Source organism: Laspinema sp. D2d (genome assembly GCF_025370755.1).
In the GTDB taxonomy this organism is placed as follows: Bacteria; Cyanobacteriota; Cyanobacteriia; order Cyanobacteriales; family Laspinemataceae; genus Laspinema.
This window is the reverse complement of sequence record NZ_JAMXFC010000038.1, coordinates 38,030-57,964: the sequence shown is the minus strand read 5'-3', so window position 1 is coordinate 57,964 and position 19,935 is coordinate 38,030. Positions and strand designations below refer to the sequence as shown.

21 protein-coding genes are annotated in these 19,935 nt (G+C 46.7%); 7 read left to right on the top strand and 14 right to left on the bottom strand.

What is annotated here, in order from left to right; genetic code table 11:
• Positions 1-58: 58 nt before the first annotated feature.
• From ftsH to rpiA, 7 genes are all read right to left on the bottom strand, one after another.
• A complete protein-coding gene (gene ftsH, locus NG796_RS21490; protein ID WP_411268822.1) occupies positions 59-2,062 on the bottom strand; it encodes an ATP-dependent zinc metalloprotease FtsH in 2,004 nt (667 codons plus the stop codon).
• Between the two features lie 411 nt (positions 2,063-2,473).
• Complete coding sequence (locus tag NG796_RS21485; protein ID WP_261209144.1) at positions 2,474-2,755, bottom strand: hypothetical protein; 282 nt, start codon at positions 2,753-2,755, stop codon at positions 2,474-2,476.
• A gap of 522 nt (positions 2,756-3,277) precedes the next feature.
• On the bottom strand, positions 3,278-4,420 hold the full coding sequence (locus NG796_RS21480) for a ferrochelatase (RefSeq protein ID WP_261209143.1): 1,143 nt from the start codon (positions 4,418-4,420) through the stop codon (positions 3,278-3,280).
• Between the two features lie 197 nt (positions 4,421-4,617).
• Positions 4,618-5,514: a hypothetical protein gene (locus NG796_RS21475; protein ID WP_261209142.1), complete on the bottom strand. Its 897-nt coding sequence runs from the start codon at positions 5,512-5,514 to the stop codon at positions 4,618-4,620.
• Positions 5,511-6,122, bottom strand: a complete 612-nt coding sequence (locus NG796_RS21470) for a GDSL-type esterase/lipase family protein (protein ID WP_261209141.1) — start codon at positions 6,120-6,122, stop codon at positions 5,511-5,513. The genes NG796_RS21475 and NG796_RS21470 overlap by 4 nt, the downstream gene beginning before the upstream one ends.
• 9 nt (positions 6,123-6,131) lie before the next feature.
• Complete coding sequence (locus NG796_RS21465) at positions 6,132-7,313, bottom strand: aldo/keto reductase (RefSeq protein WP_261209158.1); 1,182 nt, start codon at positions 7,311-7,313, stop codon at positions 6,132-6,134.
• 208 nt (positions 7,314-7,521) lie between these two features.
• Positions 7,522-8,220: a ribose-5-phosphate isomerase RpiA gene (rpiA, locus tag NG796_RS21460; protein ID WP_261209157.1), complete on the bottom strand. Its 699-nt coding sequence runs from the start codon at positions 8,218-8,220 to the stop codon at positions 7,522-7,524.
• Between the two features lie 228 nt (positions 8,221-8,448).
• Here rpiA and NG796_RS21455 point away from each other — a divergent pair, with 228 nt between their 5' ends.
• Together NG796_RS21455 and NG796_RS21450 are read left to right on the top strand one after the other, a co-directional pair.
• On the top strand, positions 8,449-9,954 hold the full coding sequence (locus NG796_RS21455) for a glycosyltransferase family 4 protein (protein ID WP_261209140.1): 1,506 nt from the start codon (positions 8,449-8,451) through the stop codon (positions 9,952-9,954).
• Between the two features lie 151 nt (positions 9,955-10,105).
• On the top strand, positions 10,106-10,378 hold the full coding sequence (locus tag NG796_RS21450; protein WP_261209139.1) for a Mo-dependent nitrogenase C-terminal domain-containing protein: 273 nt from the start codon (positions 10,106-10,108) through the stop codon (positions 10,376-10,378).
• Positions 10,379-10,469: 91 nt separating this feature from the next.
• Here NG796_RS21450 and NG796_RS21445 read toward each other — a convergent pair whose 3' ends face one another.
• The 6 genes from NG796_RS21445 to NG796_RS21420 all read right to left on the bottom strand — a co-directional run bounded on the left by NG796_RS21445 (position 10,470) and on the right by NG796_RS21420 (position 14,944).
• The gene (locus NG796_RS21445; RefSeq protein WP_261209138.1) at positions 10,470-11,183 is read right to left on the bottom strand and encodes a heme oxygenase (biliverdin-producing); all 714 of its coding nucleotides are present in this window, start codon (positions 11,181-11,183) and stop codon (positions 10,470-10,472) included.
• A gap of 286 nt (positions 11,184-11,469) precedes the next feature.
• Positions 11,470-11,775 (bottom strand): type II toxin-antitoxin system RelE/ParE family toxin, encoded by a 306-nt coding sequence (locus NG796_RS21440; RefSeq protein ID WP_261209136.1) that lies wholly within the window; start codon positions 11,773-11,775, stop codon positions 11,470-11,472.
• Positions 11,772-12,035: a type II toxin-antitoxin system ParD family antitoxin gene (locus NG796_RS21435; protein WP_254568511.1), complete on the bottom strand. Its 264-nt coding sequence runs from the start codon at positions 12,033-12,035 to the stop codon at positions 11,772-11,774. Before NG796_RS21435 ends, NG796_RS21440 begins: the two co-directional genes overlap by 4 nt.
• Positions 12,036-12,135: 100 nt before the next feature.
• Positions 12,136-13,524, bottom strand: coding sequence for an NB-ARC domain-containing protein (locus tag NG796_RS21430; RefSeq protein ID WP_261209134.1), 1,389 nt, complete (start codon positions 13,522-13,524; stop codon positions 12,136-12,138).
• Positions 13,525-14,544: 1,020 nt separating this feature from the next.
• The gene (locus tag NG796_RS21425) at positions 14,545-14,778 is read right to left on the bottom strand and encodes a type II toxin-antitoxin system PemK/MazF family toxin (RefSeq protein ID WP_261209133.1); all 234 of its coding nucleotides are present in this window, start codon (positions 14,776-14,778) and stop codon (positions 14,545-14,547) included.
• Complete coding sequence (locus NG796_RS21420) at positions 14,759-14,944, bottom strand: hypothetical protein (RefSeq protein ID WP_261209132.1); 186 nt, start codon at positions 14,942-14,944, stop codon at positions 14,759-14,761. The genes NG796_RS21425 and NG796_RS21420 overlap by 20 nt, the downstream gene beginning before the upstream one ends.
• A 259-nt stretch (positions 14,945-15,203) precedes the next feature.
• On the opposite strand from NG796_RS21420, the gene trpC reads away from it, so the two are divergent.
• The 3 genes from trpC to NG796_RS21405 all read left to right on the top strand — a co-directional run bounded on the left by trpC (position 15,204) and on the right by NG796_RS21405 (position 17,767).
• Positions 15,204-16,085, top strand: coding sequence for an indole-3-glycerol phosphate synthase TrpC (gene trpC / locus NG796_RS21415; RefSeq protein ID WP_261209131.1), 882 nt, complete (start codon positions 15,204-15,206; stop codon positions 16,083-16,085).
• 116 nt (positions 16,086-16,201) lie between these two features.
• The gene (locus NG796_RS21410; RefSeq protein WP_261209129.1) at positions 16,202-16,465 is read left to right on the top strand and encodes a DUF5340 domain-containing protein; all 264 of its coding nucleotides are present in this window, start codon (positions 16,202-16,204) and stop codon (positions 16,463-16,465) included.
• Between the two features lie 153 nt (positions 16,466-16,618).
• Entirely contained in the window at positions 16,619-17,767 is a 1,149-nt protein-coding gene (locus NG796_RS21405; protein WP_261209127.1) for a pyridoxal-phosphate-dependent aminotransferase family protein, read from the top strand.
• Positions 17,768-17,964: 197 nt separating this feature from the next.
• On the opposite strand, the gene NG796_RS21400 is transcribed toward NG796_RS21405, so the two are convergent.
• Positions 17,965-18,465 (bottom strand): pentapeptide repeat-containing protein, encoded by a 501-nt coding sequence (locus tag NG796_RS21400; protein ID WP_261209126.1) that lies wholly within the window; start codon positions 18,463-18,465, stop codon positions 17,965-17,967.
• A gap of 129 nt (positions 18,466-18,594) precedes the next feature.
• Between NG796_RS21400 and NG796_RS21395 the strand changes: the two genes are divergently transcribed.
• A complete protein-coding gene (locus tag NG796_RS21395; RefSeq protein WP_261209125.1) occupies positions 18,595-18,948 on the top strand; it encodes a phage holin family protein in 354 nt (117 codons plus the stop codon).
• An 86-nt stretch (positions 18,949-19,034) separates the two neighbouring features.
• Positions 19,035-19,907 (top strand): S-methyl-5'-thioadenosine phosphorylase, encoded by an 873-nt coding sequence (locus NG796_RS21390; RefSeq protein ID WP_261209124.1) that lies wholly within the window; start codon positions 19,035-19,037, stop codon positions 19,905-19,907.
• The last annotated feature ends 28 nt before the right edge of the window (positions 19,908-19,935 follow it).

The following is a 19,935-nucleotide window of genomic DNA, read 5'->3' as shown; positions in this document are numbered from 1 at the left end:
CGGGTGGAAGCTGATTCGGATCAAGCCCGCCTGGTGAGGTGGGCTATTTTTTTGAGGGTTAACCTTTTTTACTCACCAGTTGTTTTTCTGGGAGTTCAACCGATTGGCTGACGAGGGTGCGAAAATCTTCCCCTTCGATGGTTTCTTGCTCTAACAGCATATCGACGAGGCGATCAAGTAGCGATCGATGCTGACGGAGGATGACTCGGGCTTTTTCATAGCAGTCAAAGGCGATTTCTCGAACCTGCCGGTCCACTTTAGAGGCAACTTCTTCGGAATAGTCGGCTTTGCTGCCGAGGTCCCGACCTAAAAAGACTTCGGCATTCTGGGTTTCTAAGGCTAGAGGACCTAGGGCAGACATTCCGTAGCGGGTGACCATTTCTCGGGCTAAATCGGCGACAACGCGGATATCGTTACTGGCTCCAATGGTGATTTCCGTATCCCCAAACACTTCTTGTTCAGCGGCTCTCCCCCCTAGAGTAATGGTAATTCGGTCGATTAACCAAGCCCGGGTGTAGAGACCACTATCAATCATTTCTTCGTTGAAACTTTGTTGCGCGAAGCCGCCAATGCCGCCAGAACGGGGAATGATGGTGACTTTGTTTAAGGGGTCGGAATTTTCCAAAAGGGTCATTAGCAGGGCATGACCGATTTCGTGGTAGGCAATCAGGCGCTTTTTCTTACTATCCAGTAGGGGAGTTAGTTGTAGTCCGATGGTAATGCGATCGATGGCGTCGTCGATTTCTAGGGGGCCTATTTCTTCTTTCCGTCGCCTTGCGGTTAGGATGGCGGCTTCGTTGAGCAGGTTAGCTAAGTCGGCCCCAGAAAACCCCGGGGTGCGACGGGCGATCGCCTCGATAGAAACTTCTGGGGCCAGCTTCTTATTCCTTGCATGGACTTGTAAAATCCCGAGGCGGCCATTGTAACTCGGCAAATCGACCATCACCTGTCGGTCAAATCGTCCGGGACGGAGTAAGGCTTGGTCCAGGACGTCGGGTCGGTTGGTGGCCGCAATAATAATAATTCCAGAGTTGCCCTCAAATCCATCCATTTCGGTGAGGAGTTGGTTGAGGGTTTGTTCTCGCTCATCGTTGCCACCGCCAATGCCTGCGCCACGCTGACGGCCCACGGCATCAATTTCATCGATGAAGACGATGCAGGGGGAGTTTTCTTTGGCTTTTTTGAACAGGTCCCGCACGCGGGAGGCCCCGACGCCGACAAACATTTCGACGAATTCTGACCCGGAGATACTGAAGAAGGGGACGCCTGCTTCTCCGGCGATCGCCTTGGCGAGTAAGGTTTTGCCAGTTCCGGGGGGTCCAATTAATAAGACGCCTTTAGGAATTTTGGCCCCGATCGCCGTAAATCGTTCGGGTTTTTTCAGAAAGGTGACGACTTCTTGCAGTTCTTCTTTGGCTTCTTCAATCCCGGCAACATCATCAAACATGACGCCGGTTTTAGCTTCCATTTGGAATCTAGCTTTGGATTTGCCAAAACTCATGGCTTGATTTCCCGCTTGCGCCGATCGCCGCACAATCATCATCAATCCCCCCAGTAAGAGGAGAATTAACAGAAGATTGGCAGCCATGCCAACGGCAGCCGAGGGGTCTGAGGTGGGCTGAACGTCCAGTTGGATCGTCTCGGCTTCCTCGTTTTGTAATCTAATTTTTTCAAATAATTCAGGGTGGCGATCGAACAGGGGAACGGTATATTCCTGATCGCCCTGGAGTAACTTAACGCGGGCAAATCCTTGTGCCGGATCCACTGCCACCCGTTGGACTTCTCCCGCCTCAATTTTCCGCAATAATTCGCTATAACTCAGGGAACTGGCTTCGGTTTGGGCGATCGCCGGAGTCGTCAGCAGTACCCCTTGAGTGAGTATTCCCGATGCCAGCATTGCCCCTAGGGTGCTGGCTAGTTTGACGGGGAGAGATACTTTTTTAGCGACAGGCCCTGTACTGTTGGCACGGTTGCCTTCTCTTGTCATGCTTTGACGGTTGAGTGAACTCGGTTGACTGACTCCCCGTTGTCCCTCGATCCACTGTTTCAAAAAACCTTTCATATTCAATCGCTTCACCTGTGCCTGTTTGAAGTTGTCGATGCTGAGGTCCTAAATAATGAACCCTCGGCGATTTATCCCTCGAAATTAGGTCCCGCTTCTAGTTTAACGTTTGTCCGGTCGTACTGCCTTGATCCCTGTTGCGCTTTCAATTAAAACCCTCCCTCTGGGCGATCGCCTAGGGGGAGGGTTTAATGCCTGCCAAATCGAGGGATCTGGCGTCTGTTAGCCCTCATGCTCCTTCACCGACGATTAGTTTGGGGTCGGATTAGAGGCGGATGGTGCAGACTGGGGAGGGCATTTGGTCCTATTTAGCTGTGGGAAATGCTGCTCGGAATGGATGTTTTGGATGCTAGAAACGACAAGGGAATTAGGCCGGGGGGAGACCGGGAAAATGTGCGATCGCCCTTGAGTTTAAGGGGATGAAAATGCGACTAACATGAGGGCGGCAAGGCTCAGGGTGACGACTTGCAGGGCGATTGTGCCTGCTAACCACAGAAAAGGTTTCCACGTATAATCCATAAATGACTCCTCCTCAACACCGTGAGGAATACTGACGTTCATGCTCAACGAATTCTCCACCAAGTTGGGTGATCCGATCGCCTTCAGTTGTGCGATCGTTATCACTGGGAATCTCAAAGGCGATCGCCAGAGTGCCGGTTTCCCAGTTGTGGGGATCGCTAGAGCGCCTATCATACTTGTGATCCCCGCTGGCGATCGCAAGGACTAATGGGTAAAAAAATGGATGGCTTGTTATTTTCCAAATTCTCCATTTTTATTCTAGTTCTGACTTTCAATGTTTCCTGAGTCTCCCTCACCCTAACAAAATGTTAGCCCTAGACGATGGCAAGGGGCTTTCTCCCGAGAGAAAGCCCCTATAAACGACTCAATTTTAATCAATTGTGTCAGTTTTCTAATCTAACATCCACTCGATGACAGCATTTTCCTGAATGATCCCTCTACTCAAGGGATTCTCTGGTGGCTCATCCCAAGCCTCCAGTCCAGGGTGTCTCAGGATGACGCTCGGTTGTGATGAATTGTTTCATCCGGGGATGTTCGAGCAGTTTACCACAGAAATTAAAGGGGTATCTGTTTTCTAACTTCCCCGGATGAAACCTTTAGTTTTCGGGCAAATGGGTCGGTTGATTGATCTGTAATTTCCCTCTCCAGAGGGATCACCCGAAATGTGTGATCAGTTTTCTACCTTCCGATAGATTTTTAGTGATGGTGGTGATGGTGAGGGGTGTGAGGAACTGCCACTAAGGGGGTTCCGGCTACAGCAGCGCGATCGCTGAGTAAGTCTTCAATCAGCGGATTTGCCCATTCGGCCACCATTTTCAAAAACTCCGGCTGTTCGTTAACACAGGGCATTTGAATATAACTCACATCGGAGTGACGCTTCTCTAAATCATGAATAATATGATGCACATCCAGCAGGGTTTCATGATTTTCCGTTGCAAACCCGATCGGCATAAACACAACGGCTTTTGCTCCGAGTTGAATCAAGTTCTCGGCGGCGAGAGTGGCGTTGGGTTGAGTCCATTCAATCAACGGAGTTTGGTGATTCAGCCAACCCACAGAAATCAAGGGGTAGCGCTCAATCAGCTTATCCCGGACAGCATCATACAAAGCCTGACTTTCCGTAATTCCTGACGTAAAGCCTTTTGCCTTGTGAGGGCAACCATGATTCATTAGCACAATGCCAATTTGTGAGGCAAGATGTTCTCCATTGAGTTCAGCAGCAATGGTTTGTTCGACCATTTGTGCCATCAAATTGATATAGGCGGGTTGGTTATAAAAAGAAGGGATATATCGCATATCCTTAACCCAATGCTCGCCATTGCCATCCTTGAGCTTTTCGAGGGCTAAATTGACTTGTTCTACGGCAATCCCGCTGGTAAAGATAGAATCAACCACTAACAGGGGATAAATTAGTAGTTTATCAAATCCTTCGGCTTTAATTTCGGTGAGAACTTGCTCGGGAAGGTGCGGCGCACAAAAGTTAAATGCTTTGAAGACTTTAATGCGATCGCCCCACTGATGTTGCAGTTCATGCTCGATTCCCTCCCGTTGTTTCTCAAAAATGGCATTGTGAGGGGAGATGAATTTGCCATGCTGATGACTCCACTCATGGAAATCAAAGATAGCGAGTAATTTTGCCAGAGGGGGGTAGATCCAGCTTGGAACAGGTGCGAACTTCGCGGTGAGCAGATTCAGCGCTTGTTCATTATAGTTGGCAAAGTCGTCGTAACTTTCGACTTCTCCATACCCCATCAATAACACAGCGACGCGATCGCCGTGGGAATGACTGCCGTTGCTGACTTGGGTTGTTGCTTGTTGTTGTTCGGGACTTGCAACCACGTTTGACTCCTCAATATTCGAGTTAGGATTCCGCTATCGGGTTCATGTTTCCGATTCCCTCTAGGGTAACATCCCCTAGGGGGGGAATGAGGGATGGGGTAAACCCCACTCAGGGAGGGGGTTAGCAAGACGGGGTAAAGACGAAAAAGCCCTCCCCTGTGTCTTGGGGAGGGTTAAACTTGTAGTTGCCGGTTGGTTTAGGAGGCGCAATAGTAGACGGAACCGACATCAATTGACTCTAGGCGATCGCCTCTAGGAATCAGTGCCTCAAAGCTATGACCCTCCAAGCTGGAACGCCACAACACCAACAGAGGAACGGCATTATTTTGGAATTGGAATGCACCAATGGGTTGAGGAATTCCCGGTTGAAAGCGTCGAGAAAAATCAATCCGTTCCCCTATGGGTCCTGGCATCACCAAAAGTTCCACCGGGTTGGCGTAAAGATGGGTTCCGGCATTGTCAGCAACCGTTAACATTGCGGTAGTCTCGGTGGTTTGCTCTAATACAATGATGGTTCCTCCGGCTTCCCAGGCTCGGATTTGCTCGGGGTCTGGCGGATCTCTACGCAGGACGCCCTCCGGAATTCGCTCAATAGGTAGGGTTTCCACCGTTAGAGCCTTAGCAGCATCTTTTTGAGAGGGTGGTAACACCCAAACGGCTCCTTCTGGGATGGTTTGAGAGGCATTAAAGGTCGCCATCGGGGTCGGACTGTTGTTACAACCGTAGGGTTCATTTTGCCAACGCCGCAAGGTTACTTCTTCGCGAATTCCCGGCGCGATCGCCACTACTGGGGTTCCTGGATCAACTAGCGACCATTGTTCAGAAAACATGGCAATTTGTGCCTCTCCACTGGTTGGAGAAAAAGGAAACTTACTGACCCCCTCTTGTTGAACTTTAGTCCCAAATCCGAGCCATCCCGGAAATTCTAAAAATCGCTGTTCGGGTAGATCTTTTTCTGCTTCCGGGATGGTCGTAACGGTATTATTTCCCCCCATTGTACAGCTATTCAGTCCGGGAAATAGGAGTAGAAAACTTAAGAGGGTTAGAGAAATTTGGGTTTTCGGTTTGGGGATGGAAAGTTTTAAGGTTTTCATGTTTTCCTTGAGTTAATCCAAGAGGTCCAGCCTACCCAATTTTTTACCAAATCTGCTAATTCTGCATATCCGGCAGATTGAGGATGTGCTCCATCAGTAGCCGCTACTTCACGAGTCCAAATGGGAGAGTTTTGAAGGGGTGTGAAGACATCTAAATAGGGAATGGACAGATGGCAGCAAATTTGCTCAAATTGATTGGATAAAGCAGCCAGTCTTAAATTGTCTTCGGAGTTGCCAAGGGGAGGAGAACTCACCATTAGCACTGGGAACAACAATTTCGCCTGTTCAAGGATCTGCCATGCATTGTTCAGGGAGTCCGGAAAGTCTATGCGAGTTTTTCCTTTTTCCAGGGTAATATCGTTTGCACCAAAGGAAAATAGGACTTTTCCATTACAATCTGGGGGTAAGCGATGGGAAACTTCAGGCAGCCACCGCCTTAAAATATCCGCTGAGGTATCTCGTCGAACCCCCAAATTATAATAGGTAATCTCTTCTCCAGCTTGACAAGCTGCTGCAACAATTCTGCCGGTCCAGCCTAAATATTCTGGGTCTCCGGTTCCGTTTATAAAGGAGTCACCGACAAAACATATCCGGCTTGCTGTCATCATTTAAAGCCATTATTGTTGGGAGAGGCGTTTAACACTTTCCCCGGCGAGTAACTGATGAGCATCGGCTAAAAGTCCAGGAATTTTATCCGCGTGAGGACTCCGCGCCAGACATTGGCTAAAGTCTAAGGTTTGGACGGCTTCGGCTTTTTCTCCCGGGAACCAATGGTTGCCATTTCCAAGCAAATTATAGCGCATTTTAGCGTACTCGACCAGATCATAAGCGATCGCCAGGTTTCTCAGCCATAAAATTTGGTAAATGTTAATCGAATTGGGGGTTTCTTCTGGGGTAGGTAGGCCAATATGCCAGCTTCTAACCCAATCTTCTCCAAAGCGGGCGATCGCCGCTTGTTCTAACCGCTCAATAATCGGTGGTAACAGTTCCTCGGCGTCTTCTAACAAGTCTAAAGTTTTCAAATGTTCCTCAAAATCCGTGGGTCTTGATGCGCCAATACTCAAAGTATGAATTTGAGGATGAGACAAACAAAAGAGGTCATTAAAGACAATGGGAGTCAAGGGTTCACAGAGTTCCACTAATCTTTGCGGAGGACTGTAAAGGTTGCCCCCCTTATTAGAGGGACTAATAATAAATACTCCCATATCCTGTTGGGTTGCTGCTTCAATTGCAGGCCAATTTACCTGATTAATATAATACCAATGGAGGTTGACATAATCAAACCGATTGGTTTCGATGGATTTGATAATCACTTCCGTTGGTGCATGAGTGGAAAACCCAACAAACCGGACTCTGCCTTGCGCTTGAAACTCTTTGACTACATCCAAACATCCCCCGGGACGAATGGTGTAGTCTAACAATTCTGGGGTATTAATTCCATGAATTCCCAATAAATCCACATACTCTAACTTTAAATTAGACAGGGATTGTTCCAAAGTGGCTCGAAATTCCTCGGGGTTTTCTGTCGGTCCAACTTTAGTTTGAACAATCAGCTTTTCTCGGGGTAATTTGGGGAGAATTTCACCCAGTTGGATTTCTGAAGTGCCGTATCCCCTAGCTGTTTCAATATGATTAATTCCCACTTCCAGAGAACGTCGGATAATCGCTTCTACATTCTCTTGATTATTCGTAGGAATCGTCGATTGCGGCACATCCTGCCACTTATACTGATATCTCATGCCCCCGCAGGAAAATACCGGCATTTGCAATTCAGTTCGTCCAAAGCGTCGATATTGCATAGTCATAAATTTGAACTGTAATTTAATAATTTAGATTGCATTTCATCTGAATTCATCATCAAAGCCCCGATTTGGAGTGGGAGCATCTCGCTCCCTAATTCTAATTATAGCAAGGGAGCAAGACGCTCCCACTCCCGGGTTGTCAATGATTCAATGGCTGTAAAATGGCTTAACCCGAATAGGCGATCGCCCCTTTTACCGTCCCCTTTTACAGTTCCCGAATCACGGTTTTACCGTCTACCACTTCACCGACTAAAACCACATCTGTTACCCCAACAAATAACCCATTTTCCAACACGCCAGGAATATTGTTCAGCGTCTTTTCTAATTCTGCTGGATTGTCAATACTCTCAAATTTGACATCAATCACAAAATTTCCTTGGTCCGTAATTACGGGTCCGGCTTTTTTAACCCCCATCCGCAATTCTGGGACTCCTCCTAACTTTTTAATCGCTGCCATCACCGGCGTCATTGCCATCGGCAATACTTCGACAGGTAACAAAAAGGTAGAACCCAATTTATCCACTAATTTAGAACTGTCTACCACCACAATAAATACATCGGCGAGACAATCAACAATTTTCTCCCGAGTATGTGCTGCACCGCCGCCTTTAATTAGGTTTTTATGAGGATCAACTTCATCAGCACCATCAATAGCAATATCAATGCGATCGACTTCATCCAACGTCGTTAAAGGAATCCCAAACTGTTTCGCCAGCACTGATGCTTGAAACGAAGTCGGAATCCCTTTAATATCTTTTAAATCCCCATTTTTCAGCCGTTCCCCGAGGAACTCAATGGTATAAGCAGTGGTAGAACCCGTCCCTAATCCCACAATGGAACCAGATTTCACTCGTTGCGCGGCTGCCTTGCCGACTTCGCGTTTCATGGCATTTGCTGTACTCATCAGATCCACTCCTAGGTTTGCCCCTTCTGGGACAGAACGACAGTTAAAATAAACTCCATTGTCAAATTTACCCTGTTCCTGTCCCCATCGCACATTTTTTCCCATCCGGATGACTGATCCCGCCCCGGGTGATATTATCAATGGTTGTCGATGTCTAAGGGATGGTGGCTCAGATCACCCCTGGGTTCCGCGCCTGTTTCCAATCGTTTCTCCCGCTGTAAACTTGATATGAAAATTGCATTTATAGACCCTTCCGATTGGGATTACCGGGTAGAAAGTGCCTATCAGATGCCAATGGGAGGTTCCCAATCTGCCTTATGTTATTTAGCGGAACAATTGGCGCAACAGGGTCATGATGTGTTTGTATTTAATCAAACTTCTAAGCCTGGAATATCCCGAGGGGTACAGTGTTTTGCGTTGCCTTTAAATACTATTCCTGAGACAGTGTGCCGATCGCTGGATGTGGCGATTATCTTAAATGTGGCAGGCAAAGGTATCCCCCTCCGGCAATTCTTCGGGGATAAAATTCGGTTAATTTTATGGACTCAACAGCTTCCCACTCTCAACGCGATGAAGCCGTTAGAAAATCCAGAGGAACGGGATAGTTATGATGGATTTGCCTTTGTCAGTGAGTGGCAGCAACATCAATTTGAAGTAACTTTTAATATAAATTCCGATCGCAGTGCAATTCTCAGAAATGCGATCGCCCCCGCTTTTCAAAACCTCTTTTCCCCCAATACTTCTATCCTCGCCCATAAATCTCATCCCCCCATTCTCGCCTACACCAGCACTCCCTTCCGAGGATTAGATTTACTCTTATCAATTTTCCCCAAAATTCGCCAAGCTGTCCCCGGAACCCTTCTCAAAGTTTTCTCGAGCAAAAAAGTCTATCAACTGCGGGAAGATATCGATGAATCCGTCTATGGTTCCCTCTATCAACGCTGTCGGGACATGGAAGGCGTCGAATATTTGGGGTCAGTTTCTCAACCGGAACTGGCTCAACAATTGCGATCGGTTTCTCTATTAACCTATCCCAATACCTTTAAAGAAACCTCTTGTATTGCCGTCATGGAAGCAATGGCAAGTGGATGTCGGGTGGTAACCAGCAATTTAGCAGCACTCACAGAAACAGCAGCGGGTTTTTGTCCCTTAGTTTCAGTGGAGGATGTACAGGGATTTTCTTCTGTCAGAGATTGGCAATTTTCCTTAAGAAGCGATTGGCAAAATTATGGGAATCGGTTTGTTGAAACCACGGTGCAGGCGATCGCAGATTTGCAAGATATTAATGCCGAATCCCAACTGCAAAAACAGGTGGATTATATCCATCATTTCTGCACTTGGGAAGTGCGTGCCACTGCCTGGATTGACTGGTTAAATCACCTCTGTGGATTGAACAGTCCATCCGTTCCGCCAACGGCTGAAATCCTCACCCAACAAGCCGAAATTGCCTATCACCAAGGACAATTACACCGAGCGCTGACCCTCTGTCAACACTCACTAAAACTCAATCCAACGCTCACCCAAACCTATCAAATTTTAGGGGATACCTTCCAGGATGCGGGGAAACTCCTAGAAGCAAGTCGTGCCTATGCAACCGCCCTCAAACTGTTAGAAACCGGCAAGGTTGACAGTACCCAATCCCGCCTACTCCGGGAAAAATTAGGACAAATTCTGGATGAATTGGGCGAAATTGAAGCGGCGATCGCCCTGAAGTCTGGTTCTGGGGAGTCGTAAACTGGCTCTTGAGGTTTTACAAAACCTTTACAAGGACCGGGGGACTTTTGTCACTTCCTTTACAAAACTTTGTGTTAAGCCGTCTATGGTGGAAATAGGACCCATTTACAGGGGCAAGCGAATTGCGATCGCACCCCGATGAGATACTATCATGACTCAACGTTCTCTCCCTTTCCTGCAACCTCTGCGCCAATGGCTCGATCAGATTGAAATTCGCGATCCCCAGGTGGCGAAACAACTTTACAAGCTCATTCCAGCCCAATGTCCCTTTGCCAGGGACCTGAAATTTAGGGGACGCACCCTCCTCCACATTACCCCCTTATGCAAACTCAATCCCTTCTACGATGAACTGATGGGACTGCGGTTTCGGGCCCTGTGTTATCTGGTTGATGAATGTGGCATCGATATTCAAGCTTGTTCCTAAATCTCCTCAATAAACCGGAGCGATCGCCCATTGACACTGGACCCTACAGCCTAGCGCCAATCGGCGATCGCTCCGTTAACTTTTTCAGAGATTATTCAGCCGTTGCCAGTTCGGTGTTGCCACGATTGCGACGACGAGTCAAGGCATTAAACACCATTTGTCCGATCGCCTTAATCAAGCTGCCTTCGAGTTCCTTAAACATATTCATGTTCAACCCAAAGGCATGATTCGCTTCATCCACAATGCGATCGGCATCGGCATCATCAATCGGCAAATTATTCATCGCTTCACGATACTGAGTTTTGAACGCCTTCTCATCAGAAATCTGCTCAAACTCATAGAAAGCCGTGCCATCGCCCTCTAAATTCATCGCCCGTTGAGCAATTCCCTTGAGAATTTGACCCCCGGACAAATCGCCCAAATAACGGGTGTAGGAATGAGCCACCAACAATTCTGGTGACGTTTCCGACACTTCCCGGATCCGCTGAATATAGGCTTGAGCCGCCTCAGAAGGAGCCACCTGCTCCCGCCAGTTGCTGCCATAGTAGAAAGTTAAATCTTGCTCTAAACTCGCCTTGCGGTTCAGTTCAGGAAAGTAAATCTGAGACAGAATCGGGTGATTGCGATGCCGTTCCATTTCCTCTTCCATCGCCGAATAGACGAAATAGAGATTCCGCACCAGAGTCCGATAAGAGCTTTTTTCAACGGTTCCTTTTAAAAAGCACTTGACAAAACCCACATTTTCTGCCATGCTGTGAGACTTTTTCGTGCCTTCACGCAGCTTTGTTGCTAAATTGCTACTCATTCGCTTCCTTAACTTTCCAACTTTAATAAAACAGCGGGCCTATCGCCTTTGCAAGAGGCCATAAAAAATAACCTCTAAAGGGTTAGGTTAGACTGAATCGATGAGAATTTTCGTTAAGTTTTTTAAAGTTTCCTGGGGACCCCAGTGGGACTTCCAAGTGAAAACGGGGACTCTTCGATTCTACATCCCAAGGTTCAAGAGCCTTTCAGGAATTTAGGCGGTTGACGGATGGAGGGTATCACTCTCCTTTATTTATTATGGATGAGTGCCGTCAAAGGACTGCTCCCTAATCCTCATCCAGCCACTCAAAAATAGTCCTCAAATCTCGATATCCACTCACCACCCGCACTACCTCAATTCCGTCAGCAATCCCCCGATAGAAAATCAGATAATCTTCCACCGGAAAACTCCGCAGAGGCGGACTGATTTGGTCCCATCGGCGTCCCATATTCGGAAAATCGGCCAGCCTTTGACATTGTTCAATGATCTTATCAATCAAACGAACAGCCGCAGCCGGACTAAGCTGTTCCAGGTAAGTGGCAATGTCTGTGATATCTTGGAACGCTGCCTCGGATAGAATATAAACACTCATTGCTCTTGAGACCGACTGATAATCTTTTCCCGCAGCTCTCGAAGGGCGGTTTCCCCATCAATCCCTTCACCGCGATCCAGGGATTCAATGCCTACAGTAATTTTTTCCTGTAATTCCGCTAACTTTTCCTGATAGCGCTTTTCTCGGTCCTCCAGCAACTGCAATGCCGCTGCCACCACTTCACCCTCCGAAGCGTATCTGCCACGGTTGACGGTAGCGCGAATAAATTCCTGTTGTGTGGGGGTCAGGGAGATATTCATAACCCATACTCTCTGCTAGGCGATCATTTTAATTTTATCATGTTTTTGGTCATTGGTCATTGGTCATTAGTTTGGGGTTAATTGTTTGAACAGAGTTTAGTTAATTTCTGCTTAGACTTCTAATATATTCTTGCATCAAACCCCACCCCTCAAACAAAACACTCTCGGCTTCAACTGTTTTCAATAAGTTGCGTCGGCTTAAAGATTCTAACCCATTGATTAAATCCATTGAAGATAGGTCTAACTCTTCCTTTAACTGATTTTTTGACATTGGGTTCGGAGACTGACTTAACTTGACCATAATCTGTTTTTCCAGAGGAGACAATCGGTTAAAGATATCCCCGAGTTGGGATTTCATGTTGGCGGTTAAAATTATGCCTTCTTCCGCTAAAAAGTCTGAAACTTTACCAGAAAACATGGTTTTAATTAAATCGGCGACTTCTTGGAGATAAACCGGGTGCCCTTCATACCGCTGGATCAACTGGGACCAACTTGACGGATCTTTTAGACTGCGATCGCTCAAAATACTGGTCTGGGTTAATCCTGGTAATTTTAAAATCTGCACCGGATCTAATTCCCCAGTTAACCCAACCATTTCTTGACATTGCTCCTGAGTGATTAAAATTAAATGACTGTTATGTTCAATTTCACCTAGCCGCTGAAATAGGGTTTTGTACTCTTGAAAGCGGCTTTGATACTGTCCGGCTAACTTTCCGGGTTTAAATAACTCTTGGATGTCATCAAGGATGAGCAAGGTTTTACAGGTTTTCAAAGCTTTGAATAACTCCAGAAGGTTTATTTCGCTAAACCTTAAGTCAGCATGAGCAACCTTTGTTAAAAACTCGGTAATTAGGGTATTTAAACTGGGTTCAATCTTGATACTTTTCCAAATCACTGCATCAAACTGTTGCAGATTAAGGTCTACAAACCGCTTCACTAGAGTGGTTTTCCCGATTCCCGGCAATCCAACAACGGAGATAAGGCGAGTATTTTTAACCAGGATCCAATCAGATAGGGTTTGCAGTTCCAGGGTGCGATCGTAGAACTGGGTAATTTTGGGGGCCAGGGTTAAATCTGAATACCCGGTTTGGTTGTTGGGTTCTTCTTCATGGGCGATCGATGGATTGGTATTGGTTTGATTATGAGGCGTACACCAATTAATAGGACTGTTGACTAAGCCTACAAACTGAGAATTTATAACCCTCTCAATTGTCCAACAAAAATTAGACTTTTTAACATCTTCATTTAACTCATCCGATAGCTGTTTAAATATTTGACGACTCACATCCCCTATATAGTTTTCATCATAGCCAAATTCACTAGCGATTTGGCTGTAAGTTTGCCCCTTCCACAACCCTTGAACCACCGTTTTTTCTAAGTCATTCAAGTGTTTTCCTGTTTGCTTCTCCACTAACTGATCTACAAACTGTAAAACTTCTGCAATCGTCATAGAGCTTAAGGTGGGTAAGGGTTTCGCCAATTGTAGCACAAGTTTTTCCTGGAAAATCAGGTTTTTTAGCCGCTCGTCTTAATATATTGTTACAGATTAGCCTGGAAAATCAGTTTTTTTTCGGTTGCTGGTGTTATGTTCAATAATCTAGCATTAAGAAAAGTTAAACCTAATTTTCATTATCCCACAATCATGATCTCAAAAGTTGTTGGTTTGAATACAGAGCAAATGGAAGTATCAAAGAAAGCAGGAAATTTGATATTAGACAGAGTAATGAAGTACGATTTAACTGTGATTAGAGAACGGTTTCTAAATGACCATCCTGAATTATCTGAACGAGTAGACGATATTGAATTGCTTTATCGCAAATATATGTATCTTTGTAGTATCAATACTCAGAAGAATTCGTTGTTAGGTGTTCCTTCCGATGAGGTTGATGAATTTTGGCATTGCCACATTATTCATACACGATCATATCAAAATTTTTGTCAACACATATCAGGTCATTTCATACACCATAACCCCCATAGCAACTCGGTGACATATGAACAAAAAAGAACAGCAAAGCAAAATTTTTTAGATTTATTTACCCGACATTTTCAAGAGTCATATTCTCTCCTGGGAATTCCCAAGTGTGGGCCTAACTGTACAGTAGATTGTTCGGATAATTGTTCTACCTGTACAGGTAATTGTGCAGGAGGAGGAAACTGCGATAGTAATTGATTAATACCTAGTATTTGAAACAAGTTGTACGATTTGAGACTTCATAGACCAGGACATCAGCAATTGAAAATGTGCAATTAGTTTTTGATAACTAAGCAGTCATGCAAAATAAATTGCACATCCGGATTCGCTGAAAGCCTTGCCTAGACTATCCCGAAGGGTGCAATTATTTTTGCACCAGTGCTTACTTAGGTAAATATAAGCTTAGGGGGATCGCTTCTGTCTGCATAGAGAATAGGGAGCGATCACTTTTTTTAGAATCAATGCAAATAAAATAGCTACCTTAACTTGAAGCATGACCTCCTTCTGGAAGTCTACCCAATCTTTGCTCTAGCCTCACGGTGGTACAGACCCTAACCCTTGAACATTCGCTACAGAATCGCGATTCAGAAAGGGTAGTTTTGGGAGTACCACCTCGTAAGGACTCTCGCGATTTTGACTGGTTAGGGGAACATAGACCACCAATGCTCTGGGCGGATTGGGATCGGCACGAGAGACGATGAGAACAGGTCGCATTTTGGCAGCTAATCCCAAATCGACCAGCCAGACTTCACCGGGTTTCGGGTTCATCGATTAAATCTAATACCTCCTGTTCGACAAGGCGCGATCGCATGATATCCAGAAGGTCGCGATCGGCCATTTCTATAATCTCAGAAATGCTTTGACGTACTGCTTCCGCCACATCGGGTTCCCATTGGGTTAATTTGGCATTGAGGGTCTCTATCAGCGCGTCCATTGTTCCCTACCTTGGATTATGGGATTGCTTTTTGTTCTATGTTAAACCAGTTTAGGCGAGAGATTGTTCAGGCGATCGCCTCCCGAAGCTTTTGCCTGTCTAAATTGGGGACTAAAAAATTCTGAGTCCCGAGGAAGAGCAAGCATCAATGCGATCGCTCGCTTTTGTGGTTAAATCTTTACTACTGAGGTAGAGACGACGCGGGTCAGGTCTCTTTTCCTCGCCCTGCTGTTATTTCTGTTGATTGCTTCTAACCCCCATGCCCAATATTCGCCGCCGTCCTCCGAATCCTGCTGTAGGCGTCAAGTCGATGCGCTATCAAATCCAGGTTCCTGATGCTGAACCTCGACATATTCTTGAAGAAATCGTTTGGCACAAGGAAATAGAAGTGGATGCCTTGCGCGATCGCCAGCCTTTGCTAGAGTTACAAAAGCTCCTCCAGGCAGTCCCTGCACCGAAGGATTTTCTGGGGGCCTTGGTGTCGGCATCCAAACAACCGGCGGCGATCGCGGAAATTAAAAAAGCTTCTCCCAGCAAAGGGGTCATCCGCGAAGACTTTGACCCGGTGGCGATCGCTCAATCTTACCAAAAAGGGGGGGCCGCCTGTCTCTCGGTCCTGACGGATAGTAAATTCTTTCAAGGCAGTTTTGACTACCTCAAAGCCGTCCGTGAAGTGGTGGATTTACCCCTACTTTGTAAAGACTTTATCATCTATCCCTATCAGATTTATCTCGCCCGGGTTAATGGGGCAGATGCTATCTTGCTGATTGCTGCAATCCTCTCGGATAAAGACTTACAGTATTTTATTAAAATTGCCAAAACATTAGGAGTTACTCCCCTAATTGAAGTACATACCCTAGAAGAGCTAGACCGGGTTTTAGCTCTGGATGGGGTTACTTTGGTTGGCATTAATAATCGCGACCTTGAAGATTTTACCGTCGATTTAGGCACAACCTGTCAACTGCTGGAACAACGGCGCGATCGCCTGGAAAATATCATCGTGGTCAGCGAATCCGGACTACAGACCCCGGAGGACCTGAAGCGGGTGGTTGATGCCGGTGCTAAAGCGGTGTTGATTGGGGAAGCCTTTATGAAACAACCCGACCCCGGGGAAGCCCTCGCTGCTATTTTTCCCGAGTAATTGATTCCTGGGGGGCGATCGCCCTTCAGGACCCATCAGGTTCTATACTAAAACCATGCAATGTCTGATTCCCTTGGAATTGGGCATCCATTTACGGGAGACCGCTGCATTAATATATGGAACCCATTCCTCTTCCTTCCCCGATTCACTATGAACTGCTGCTGCAACTGTTGGAACGGCAAACCCTCTATGCGGTGAATCAGAATCCATCTGCTCGGGAACAGGTACAACAACTCATCGTGACCCTGAGAAAAGCCCAAAGCCAACAGAAGCAGCTAGAGTCTAAGTTTCAGCGTGAAAATATCCCCGTAGAACATCGCTGGTCCCTTAACGAAGTGGCGGCTGCTAAGACCCCTGGAAATTCGGCCAATCCTGAGTAATCAGACGCGCTTGCATCTAATACCGTAAACCAGTAGAATTAAAGATTCGGGTGAAAGCGCATTCAGCAACAGCACTCGCCGATACAGAGCCTTACGGGAGGCATTGATCGGAACTCCTCATACTTAAATTTAATTGGATTAGGACTAGATTCAATGGACGACAAGCTGATGCTAATGATTCCTGGCCCCACTCCGGTGCCAGAACAAGCATTGAGAGCCTTGGCAAAACATCCCATAGGCCACCGGAGCAAAGATTTTGAGGCAGTCATCGCCGAGGTGACGGAAAATTTGAAATGGCTGCACCAAACTCAAAGCGATGTCTTGATGCTTACGGCGTCCGGGACTGGCGCGATGGAAGCGGGAATCATTAACTTCCTGAGTCCAGGCGATCGCGTCATTGTGGGTAGCAATGGTAAATTTGGGGAACGCTGGGCGCAAGTTGCGAAAGCCTATAGCCTCACGGTAGACCCCATCACCGCTGACTGGGGACAAGCTTTGGACCCCGAGCAATTCCGGCAAAAGCTGGAAGCGGATACCAACAAAGAAATTAAAGCAGTCATCGTCACCCACAGCGAAACTTCCACTGGGGTGGTGAATGATTTAGAAGCCATCAATCGTCACGTGAAAGCGCATGGTCAGGCATTAATTATCGTTGATGCCGTCACCAGTTTAGGGGCGATGAATGTGCCGATCGACGCTTGGGGACTGGATGTGGTCGCCTCGGGGTCCCAAAAAGGCTTTATGATTCCTCCGGGACTGGGCTTTGTCGCCGTCAGTGCCAAAGCATGGGAAGCGTACAAAACGGCTAAACTGCCGAAATTTTATCTGGATTTGGGCAAATACAAGAAAGCCACGGATAAAAATAGCAGTCCGTTTACGCCCCCAGTTAACCTGATTTTTGCCTTGCAAGCTACCTTGCGGATGATGAAGCAGGAAGGTTTAGAAAATATCTTCAAGCGCCATGAACGGCAAATGCGGGCTACTCGGGCGGCAGCAACGGCAATGGGATTAAAACTCTATGCGCCGGATGATGCAGCAGCGCGATCGATTACCGCTGTGGCGACGTCTGATGCGGAACAAATTCGGTCCATTGTCAAGAAACGGTTTGATATCGTGATGGCAGGAGGACAAGACCACCTCAAGGGTGAAATCTTCCGGATTGGACATTTAGGATTTGTCAGCGATCGCGATATCCTAACTGCAATTGCTGCCTTAGAAGCCGCCTTGCAAGAACTCGGTAAGGCAACAGCCCAAGTCGGTGCCGGTGTCGCCGCTGCCGCCAAAATTCTAGGGGAATCCTAACCCTTTTTAGCCCTAAATTGCTGTATTCGTAGGGGCGCAATGCTTGCGCCCCCGGATCGCTTCCCCAAGCGACCCTCCAGCAGCGGTTTTAGGTCTTTCCGTCTGTATTCGTAGGGGCTTCGATGCTCGAAGCCTCTACAAAGGGCGCAAGCATTGCGCCCCTACAAGAAATAACGATTATAGGCTAGAAGATGATGCTACCGACATCCAAGGGATTCGCGAGTATCCACCCCAGTTTGTGAATTAACACCACTGGCATTTTTACAGAGTTTGTTGATTTGATCTCCATCTAAAATGGCATCGGTGAAGTCTGCACCTGTAATCTTCATATTTTTCACATTCGCACCGAGAAACAGCGCCTCAACTAACACCGCATCGGTAAAATCCGCATTGGTTAAGTTGGTCCATTCCAGCATGGAATTGGTCAAATTCGCCCCATGAAAATTCGCATCTTTCATCATGGAAAGGCTGAAAATGGCCCCCTCTGCCTGAACATTCGAGAAATTGGTGAATTGCAAATCCGCATTCGAGAACTCGGCGGTCCGTAAAAACTGCCCGGAAAAGTCTTTGCCGGAGAGTTGGGCATTGCTATAGGACAGCGGGGGTGGATAGTATTTATAAGCTTGCGCTAATGCCGGTAAGGGCATGAATAACAGCACGAGTGCTAAAACAGTAACAGCTAAATGTCGCCAGTTCATAACGAGGTTTGTTAAGGTTCTTGATTACACTAACCCAACTAGGTCTATAGCTCAGGGTACTGCATTTGGGGGCTAATTGCCCAAATTTGTGGTTACAATTTAAGGTGAAGTCACCCTGGAGACAGACTTATGATCGGTTTTATCATTACTTGGTTCGTTGCAGCCATTTCCCTGCTGATTACGTCCTATGTTGTCCCTGGTATCGATGTCGCTGGGTTTTCATCGGCTGCCCTCGCTGCTATTTTAATGGGATTGATTAATGCCATTGTCAAACCGATTCTGGTGCTTTTGACGTTGCCTTTAACGATTTTAACGTTGGGGTTATTTTTGTTGGTGATTAATGGCATCACCCTCTCCCTGGTGGGTTATCTTACCCCGGGGTTTGATGTCAATGGATTTTTACCGGCTATTATTGGAGCAATCGTGCTATCGTTGGTGTCGAGTGCGATCGGGCATTTGGTGAAAGAGGGAACGAATGCTTAAAATCCGACCCCATTTAATTTAAAATTCGTTAAGATAAGCCCGCTGATGCGGGCTTTGTTTTGAAACAATAGAGGAATTAGGATACAATGGAACCCGTTAAAATCGGTATTATTGGGGGAAGCGGACTCTATCAAATGGAGGCGCTGAAAGATATCGAAGAAGTGCCGATGAATACCCCTTTTGGTTCGCCTTCGGATGCTGCCATCATCGGGACTTTAGATGGCATCCGGGTGGCCTTTTTAGCCCGTCATGGTCGTCACCATAGTCTGATGCCTTCGGAAATTCCGTTTCGGGCCAATATCTATGCCTTGAAACAATTAGGGGTGGATTATATTATTTCAGCTTCGGCAGTGGGGTCTTTGAAAGAGGAGGTGAAACCGCTGGATATGGTGGTTCCCGATCAGTTTATCGATCGCACTCAACATCGTATTTCCAGTTTTTTTGGTGAGGGGATTGTTGCTCATATTGCCTTTGGAGAACCCATTTGCGATCGCCTCGCAGAAATTCTCGGGGATGCGGTGGCAAGTTTGAATTTACCGGAGGTTCATCTGCATCGCGGCGGGACTTATGTCTGTATGGAAGGTCCGGCTTTTTCGACGCAAGCAGAATCTAATTTGTATCGCAGTTGGGGGGCGAGTATCATTGGCATGACGAATTTAACCGAGGCCAAATTGGCCCGGGAAGCAGAAATTGCTTATGCAACTTTGGCCTTAGTCACAGATTATGACTGTTGGCATCCGATGCATGATAGTGTCACCGTAGAGATGATATTGGAACACCTCCATGCCAATGCTGCCCATGCCCAACAAGTAATCCGAAATGTAGTGGGACGGTTGGGTAATAATCCCCCGGAAAGTAAGGCACATTCGGCGTTAAAATATGCGATTTTAACGCCAATGAAACGAGTACCGCCTCGGATTAAGGATAAATTAAAGGTGATTTTGCAGAAATATTTATAAGGTTAATTGAGAGGGGGCTTAGACGAGA

Bases quoted from the DNA above. Each gene is read 5' to 3' on its own strand.
- ftsH (WP_411268822.1), bottom strand. From the start codon at position 2,062: ATGAAAGGTTTTTTGAAACAGTGGATCGAGGGACAACGGGGAGTCAGT.
- NG796_RS21485 (WP_261209144.1), bottom strand. From the start codon at position 2,755: ATGATAGGCGCTCTAGCGATCCCCACAACTGGGAAACCGGCACTCTGG.
- NG796_RS21475 (WP_261209142.1), bottom strand. From the start codon at position 5,514: ATGAAAACCTTAAAACTTTCCATCCCCAAACCGAAAACCCAAATTTCT.
- NG796_RS21470 (WP_261209141.1), bottom strand. From the start codon at position 6,122: ATGATGACAGCAAGCCGGATATGTTTTGTCGGTGACTCCTTTATAAAC.
- NG796_RS21465 (WP_261209158.1), bottom strand. From the start codon at position 7,313: ATGCAATATCGACGCTTTGGACGAACTGAATTGCAAATGCCGGTATTT.
- rpiA (WP_261209157.1), bottom strand. From the start codon at position 8,220: ATGAGTACAGCAAATGCCATGAAACGCGAAGTCGGCAAGGCAGCCGCG.
- NG796_RS21455 (WP_261209140.1), top strand. From the start codon at position 8,449: ATGAAAATTGCATTTATAGACCCTTCCGATTGGGATTACCGGGTAGAA.
- NG796_RS21450 (WP_261209139.1), top strand. From the start codon at position 10,106: ATGACTCAACGTTCTCTCCCTTTCCTGCAACCTCTGCGCCAATGGCTC.
- NG796_RS21445 (WP_261209138.1), bottom strand. From the start codon at position 11,183: ATGAGTAGCAATTTAGCAACAAAGCTGCGTGAAGGCACGAAAAAGTCT.
- NG796_RS21440 (WP_261209136.1), bottom strand. From the start codon at position 11,775: ATGAGTGTTTATATTCTATCCGAGGCAGCGTTCCAAGATATCACAGAC.
- NG796_RS21435 (WP_254568511.1), bottom strand. From the start codon at position 12,035: ATGAATATCTCCCTGACCCCCACACAACAGGAATTTATTCGCGCTACC.
- NG796_RS21425 (WP_261209133.1), bottom strand. From the start codon at position 14,778: ATGAACCCGAAACCCGGTGAAGTCTGGCTGGTCGATTTGGGATTAGCT.
- NG796_RS21420 (WP_261209132.1), bottom strand. From the start codon at position 14,944: ATGGACGCGCTGATAGAGACCCTCAATGCCAAATTAACCCAATGGGAA.
- trpC (WP_261209131.1), top strand. From the start codon at position 15,204: ATGCCCAATATTCGCCGCCGTCCTCCGAATCCTGCTGTAGGCGTCAAG.
- NG796_RS21410 (WP_261209129.1), top strand. From the start codon at position 16,202: ATGGAACCCATTCCTCTTCCTTCCCCGATTCACTATGAACTGCTGCTG.
- NG796_RS21405 (WP_261209127.1), top strand. From the start codon at position 16,619: ATGGACGACAAGCTGATGCTAATGATTCCTGGCCCCACTCCGGTGCCA.
- NG796_RS21400 (WP_261209126.1), bottom strand. From the start codon at position 18,465: ATGAACTGGCGACATTTAGCTGTTACTGTTTTAGCACTCGTGCTGTTA.
- NG796_RS21395 (WP_261209125.1), top strand. From the start codon at position 18,595: ATGATCGGTTTTATCATTACTTGGTTCGTTGCAGCCATTTCCCTGCTG.
- NG796_RS21390 (WP_261209124.1), top strand. From the start codon at position 19,035: ATGGAACCCGTTAAAATCGGTATTATTGGGGGAAGCGGACTCTATCAA.